Here is a 3,878-nt window from a genome sequence, read left to right on the forward strand (position 1 = left end):
TGCTGTGATTCGGGCGATAAGATTTCCTGCGATTTTGCGGGGCATCTGATGAAGCGCTTTGTTGAAGGGGTGGATCGGGGGCAGAGCACGCTGTTATCGGCTCGTCTGGCTCAAGCCGTCGCCGCACGAGCCGGACAGCGTCGATGTAGGGATAGTGCCAACACCACGAGCGTCATTGACGCGGGCGGGCGGCTTATGGGCAGACGACAATGACGTCGCACACGCAATCAAAGAAACGAGACCCAAATGCCTGCTAATGCAGATGACCAATGCTGCGTCTACTACATCAGTGACGCAAGCTGCACCGGATGGTTACATCCGCATCAACTCCAATTAGGCGCGAATAAGAACGCACGGCTGAGCTGTGGGGCGGGCAAACAAAAAGCCCCCGACAGGAACCCATCGTGGGAATTCTTGGGGGCTATTTTTTGGCGAAGCTCGTATTCAAAAAATGCGAGGGTTCTATTTGCACAGCCGGCCCGATTCGTCTTGGCCGGCTGCTCCTGTTGTTATCCCGTTCTCAGTCGCCACAGCCCAGCTTGGTCAATTGCCGTAAAAATCACAGGACACGCACATATGACCAGCTTTATCAAAGTTCTTCTTAGCATCGTAGCCTGAGTCGCGCAGATTCCGCCTATAAAGGGCCGAAGCAGGCTGTTCGCCAAGTCTACCGCGTGCTGGAACACCAACAGCCGCCATGCTTGATCCTACACGGTGCATTTTATGGAATGATGAACCATGACGCTGATTATGACGAGCATCAGCTGATACGACACCAACAGCTAATATAGCTGCGATAAGAAGTGCGGTCTTCATGATACACCTCCTGTAAGGCAACGTAGTTGTTGCCAAAGCAAGGAGCGCGCGTGCTCGATCTCGAGCCAGCGGTCTCCAATACGATGTAAGATGAGGGTCGGAGCGCGGATTGCAGACACGGGCCGCCCTCGGATGCGCCAAACAGAACCGCGCGCTCTGAACCGACTTTCTCAATATCGTCTGCACGTCGTGCATGCGTTGCTCAAGGGTGAAGATCTGCGATCCTTGGTCTGACATTCCGGTGCCCCGCGTGTCGAAAATGATAAGGCGGAAGAATGATGCCAGGCGACGGAAAAACGCGCTGCGTTCCGCTACGTGCCAGCTCGCCTCAACGTGAGAGACGAAACCCAGGACGAACCAAATCCAACGGTCTATTTCCAAGGACCTGACAGGCGATGTGAACGTCATCGCTCTTGACGTAATGAGTTGCCGGTGTGGCCATAAGACACCTGATCCGGACTTTCCCCGTTCGTCAGAGCCAAAGATACCCCTCGCGGGCAACCGTGCCAACCTGGCGCGACAGCATCCGCAGTTGGCCCGAATGAGACATCCTGGAGGGCAGCACAAACGTCCGCTTCCAAGGGAAACCCAGATATCGCGCGCGCTACCAATGCACTGGCATTAGATAGGCGCCCATGCGTACGTGCGATTGGCCTCGCTCAAACTTGGGCGCGAGCAAAGTCGGAAAACGTGCGGGTGAAGTATCCTCAAGGAGGGCGGTCGCGCCTAGAGGCCGTGTCGTAAGACCTGCCAAAGCGCAGACACAAAATTCCAGTGCGGTCGGGGTGACGTATCGTCCTGGCGACCCGGCGCGATCAACGTTACATCGCCGTCCAATTTGGTCAGCCGGTCCACCATGCCTTCCAGACGCGATGGTAGTGGCGTGAGATCGTCGGCAAGGATCCCGCGAAGCTGCTGACCGATCTCGTCGCAGATTGCCCGGCAATGCTCCGACTCGAGATCCGGAGATGAACCAGGGGTACCGAGTTGGAAGGCTGTCCGTCATAGCGGCGACCGTTCTGGATGTACACAGCTTCCCTGCGGCGTTAAACGCGTAAGGCAGTTCGTTGCTCCGGCGAGGCTGTTCTTTTTGTTCATGGTCCGCCCGGCGGTCCAGCCAAGCGCAGTCGCATTTCGAGGACGCGAACTGAGTTCCCATGCTATCATGCTCTCCCGCGTGGGCTTGGTAGGCAAGAAATGTCTAGCTACCTGCGAGTACAAACCGCTGATCTAAGGTCTGAAATGGTTAGCCGCATCACGGCAGCTACGAGCAGGCGCTCCATACCCTTTGCGTCAAGGATCGCGACGATCGCCCCGGATATGGTCGCAAGCAAGATCATCAAGATCCCGCAAGCGGCAAATTGCGGGTTTGGTGATGAAGGAACTCAAAATGCGTTAGCATGCCCAACGCTATTGGAACTGAAACATTCCCTTCGATAGGTTTTGGAGGGCTTCGGGGCTTCGCAATATGCAAGGCACGCTATGACCCCTTTACGCCAGCGAAGCAATTCTCACTGCCGCGATCATCGGCCTCACCGTCCTGATCGAGTTTGCGCTCTTCGTCTCGATCGGAATGTTCTGAGGACCGCGTCATGGCGGTCCGCCGGGAGAACGCCTCAATTCCAGGGTTTTCGCCGTTCCCCGCAACCATGAACCTGCCTGCGACGGAACTAATTTTCAGCGAACACAATTATCTTGTTATCAGCGATGGAGGATCATCGCCATGAGGATCGAATATCTCTCCGCGATTGTGATAGCTGTTCTTGCCGCTGGGACCGGGCTGGCCGTCAATTCTCTCGGCTCGCTGCCTACCGAACTGCAATCCACGCCGAACATGCAAGTGGCAGACCGACTAGCTGCCTCGGTCGATCCATTCTTGCTTCGGTACGGTGGCTAACAGGCGGCGTTGCAGCCAACGGTGCTTTCATCCAGTGGTAAATCATTTCGCGCTGTAGTTGGATTTTTATTCGCGCAGCAGCGATCTTGAGTTGTTTGACGAAGTTTTGCTGAAACAGAAGGCTGCTATACTCGATCTTAGGTAACTAGCCCTGTTCCGGTTTGCACCGACAAGCAAGTCAGCCGATCATTCTTTGAGATTGGCGCAGCCTGTGGATGAGCTCACATCGGACAGCCATCGCTGGGGCTTAGATTATCCGAAAATCCGTGGTGGAGTATCTCCTGGCGATACTCAAACGATGGGGGCCTCCATGCCCGCCATATTCGACCTGCTCTATCGCGAATACTGCCGCGCCCGCCTCGCTGAAATGCGGAAACAGCTTCTGATTGCGGGACAAAATCCTGAAAGCCTAGAAGCCGATTATGATCGTGCCGATCAGGGCAGTCTTGGCAGGACAGACACGCAGCACGAAATCAGTTACGTCGCGCCGAATTGAAGCCCGATGGGCTCTCCTCGATGACGCAATAACTATCAAGCGGCGATGGCTCGGGAGGCAACAATGCACACGCCCGAATGTTAGACTGTTATGGTCGCTTGCGGCTCGTCACTCACCATTGTCTTTTTGATGGCTCTCGGGGTTTGGTAGGTCGGCGCACGGGCACGGCGCTTGCATGCGGCAAATCATGACCCCGGCAAAGCTGGCTGCTCTCTGGCGCGTCGATGCCCCAAAGGCGGATGCGCGTGCCGTGGATTTCGAGTGTGTCCTTAATCCCGCAGAGGCGCCGAGACGATCCGCTGACATGGAAGGCACTTGTAAACCCGTAGAGCCTGCCGATGCCCGATTGCGCGCAAAGCTCCGACCGGCACCATTTCGCGGGTGCAATTCTCGCAGGCGGGAGGTGGCAGGACGTTGCTGTCGGCTCGGTTCATGGCGACTAAGCGCATACCCCAAGCCGGGCCGACGAACACTTGGGAAAAATACGGGGGGCAGAAGCCGCCGTTGTCACTTCGCCTGTTGGAGGGAGATCAGACGCCGGGCGCCGCTTGCCTCAACTGCCGCTTTTGACCCTATGTATGGTCCGGCCGTGCGGTGCAAGAAGATTTCGACGATGCGGTAGATACGGTCTTGCATCAATGTATCCGGCCTCTGCTTGGAGCGGAGTGC

General features: G+C 56.4%; 3 protein-coding genes and 1 pseudogene. 2 read left to right on the forward strand and 2 right to left on the reverse strand.

What is annotated here, in order from left to right:
- Positions 1 to 213: hypothetical protein (locus YU9_RS49635; protein WP_210163517.1), on the forward strand; the 213-nt coding region annotated here is incomplete at its 5' end.
- 330 nt (positions 214 to 543) lie between these two features.
- Here the strand turns inward: YU9_RS49635 and YU9_RS48610 are convergent.
- The gene (locus YU9_RS48610; RefSeq protein WP_156952373.1) at positions 544 to 816 is read right to left on the reverse strand and encodes a hypothetical protein; all 273 of its coding nucleotides are present in this window, start codon (positions 814 to 816) and stop codon (positions 544 to 546) included.
- A gap of 2,108 nt (positions 817 to 2,924) precedes the next feature.
- On the opposite strand from YU9_RS48610, the gene YU9_RS43995 reads away from it, so the two are divergent.
- A complete protein-coding gene (locus tag YU9_RS43995) occupies positions 2,925 to 3,209 on the forward strand; it encodes a hypothetical protein (protein ID WP_245266725.1) in 285 nt (94 codons plus the stop codon).
- A 184-nt stretch (positions 3,210 to 3,393) separates the two neighbouring features.
- On the opposite strand, the pseudogene YU9_RS51355 reads toward YU9_RS43995, so the two are convergent.
- Positions 3,394 to 3,477 (reverse strand): annotated as a pseudogene (locus tag YU9_RS51355) (thermonuclease family protein); the annotation flags it as partial.
- Positions 3,478 to 3,878: the final 401 nt, after the last annotated feature.

The sequence above is a fragment of the Bradyrhizobium sp. WSM1743 genome (assembly GCF_000473065.1).
Lineage (GTDB): Bacteria > Pseudomonadota > Alphaproteobacteria > Rhizobiales > Xanthobacteraceae > Bradyrhizobium.

What these genes read in the sequence shown, in the direction of transcription:
- YU9_RS48610 (WP_156952373.1), bottom strand. Translation starts at nt 816, where the DNA reads ATGAAGACCGCACTTCTTATCGCAGCTATATTAGCTGTTGGTGTCGTA.